This window comes from Faecalibacterium sp. AF28-13AC (assembly GCF_003478405.1).
In the GTDB taxonomy this organism is placed as follows: Bacteria; Bacillota; Clostridia; order Oscillospirales; family Ruminococcaceae; genus Faecalibacterium; species Faecalibacterium prausnitzii_E.
In genome coordinates, this window is record NZ_QUFG01000029.1 from 1 (window position 1) to 2,395 (window position 2,395).

The 2,395-nt window shown below is 52.0% G+C and carries 1 rRNA gene; it reads right to left on the bottom strand.

The window, feature by feature from the left end:
* Positions 1-2,395: ribosomal RNA gene (locus DWY95_RS16710) — 23S ribosomal RNA — on the bottom strand; the annotation flags it as partial.

A 2,395-nucleotide genomic window follows, 5' to 3' on the forward strand; every position in this document is an offset into this window, starting at 1 on the left:
TGGGATATCTTATCTTTGGGTCGGCTTCACGCTTAGATGCTTTCAGCGTTTATCCGATCCGTACGTAGTTGCCCAGCTATGCTCCTGGCGGAACAACTGGTGCGCCAGAGGTACGTCCGTCCCGGTCCTCTCGTACTAGGGACAGCTCCCATCAAATATCCTGCGCCCACGACAGATAGGGACCGAACTGTCTCACGACGTTCTGAACCCAGCTCGCGTACCGCTTTAATTGGCGAACAGCCAAACCCTTGGGACCGAATACAGCCCCAGGATGCGATGAGCCGACATCGAGGTGCCAAACCTCCCCGTCGATGTGGACTCTTGGGGGAGATCAGCCTGTTATCCCCAGGGTAACTTTTATCCGTTGAGCGATGGCATTTCCACTCACATACCACCGGATCACTAACTCCAACTTTCGTTACTGCTCGACCCGTCAGTCTCGCAGTTAGGCTCGCTTCTGCGTTTGCACTCTTTTGCTTGATTTCCGTTCAAGCTGAGCGAACCTTTGAACGCCTCCGTTACTCTTTAGGAGGCGACCGCCCCAGTCAAACTGCCCACCTAACAATGTCCCCCGACTCGATTCAGAGCCGCAGGTTAGAATTCCAATATCGCAAGGATGGTATCCCAACGTCCTCTCCATGACCGCCAAAGCGATCACTTCCCAGAGTCCCATCTATCCTGTGCATGCAACATCGAAACCCAATATTAGGCTACAGTAAAGCTCCATGGGGTCTTTCCGTCTTGTCGCGGGTAACCGGCATCTTCACCGGTACTACAATTTCGCCGGGCGGGCTGTTGAGACAGTGCCCAAATCATTACGCCTTTCATGCGGGTCAGAACTTACCTGACAAGGAATTTCGCTACCTTAGGACCGTTATAGTTACGGCCGCCGTTCACTGGGGCTTCGATTCAATGCTTGCACATCTCCTCTTAACCTTCCAGCACCGGGCAGGCGTCAGCTCGTATACGTCATCTTTCGATTTAGCACAAACCTGTGTTTTTGGTAAACAGTTGCTTGGGCCGATTCTCTGCGGCTCCATCTCTGGAGCACCCCTTCTCCCGAAGTTACGGGGTCAATTTGCCGAGTTCCTTAACAACCCTTCTCCCGTTGGCCTTAGAATCTTCTTCCTACCTACCTGTGTCGGTTTGCGGTACGGGCACCTCAGAAATCCACACAGCTTTTCTCGCCATCTTCCATCCCAGACTTCGGTACTATTTTCCCTCGATCTCTACCGGAACCAACACCCGGCTCTGAGACTTCTTATGTGTCCCTGTGCTTAACTCTTTTGGTGGTGACGGAATCTCTACCGTCTGTGCATCGGCTACGCCTTTCGGCCTCACCTTAGCTCCCGACTAACTTGGAGCGGACGAACCTTCCTCCAAAAACCTGAGGCTTTCGGCCATGCAGATTCTCACTGCATTCGCGCTACTCATTCCGGCATTCTCACTTCTATACACTCCACAGCCGCTTGCGCTACTGTTTCGCCGCGTATACAACGCTCCCCTACCCAATGTATTACTACATTGCCTAAGCTTCGGTGCCAGGTTTAGCCCCGTTAAATTCTCCGCGCAAAGACGCTCGACCAGTGAGCTATTACGCACTCTTTGAATGAGTGGCTGCTTCTGAGCCAACATCCTGGTTGTCTGCGTATCTTCACATCGTTTTCCACTTAACCTGACTTTGGGACCTTAGCTGTAGATCTGGGCTGTTTCCCTTTTGACAATGACATTTATCTGACACTGTCTGACTCCCAGGCATCAATATTCTGGCATTCTGAGTTTGATAAGCTTCGCTAACCTCTCGGCCGCTAGGCTATTCAGTGCTTTACCTCCAGATATCTAACCTGAGGCTAGTCCTAAAACTATTTCGGGGAGAACCAGCTATCTCCGGGTTCGATTGGAATTTCTCCGCTACCCACAGTTCATCCGCCGCCTTTTCAACGGAGGTCGGTTCGGTCCTCCATGGAATTTTACTTCCACTTCAACCTGACCATGGGTAGGTCACCCGGTTTCGGGCCCATTGTATGCAACTTAACGCCCTTTTCAAACTCGCTTTCGCTTCGGCTCCAGTCCTGAAGACCTTAACCTTGCTGCATACAATCGCTCGCCGGACCGTTCTACAAAAAGTACCCTATCACACTTTGACGTGCTCTAGGTGCTTGTAGGCACAGGGTTTCAGGTTCTTTTTCACTCCCCTCCCGGGGTGCTTTTCACCTTTCCTTCACAGTACTATACGCTATCGGTCACTGGGTAGTATTTAGGGTTGGAGGGTGGTCCCCCTATCTTCCGACCAGGTTTCACGTGTCTGGCCGTACTCTGGAACTTGCTCAGCTTTCGTCGTTTTCACCTACGTGGTTCTCACACTCTCTGACCGGCCTTCCCATGCCGTTCGGTT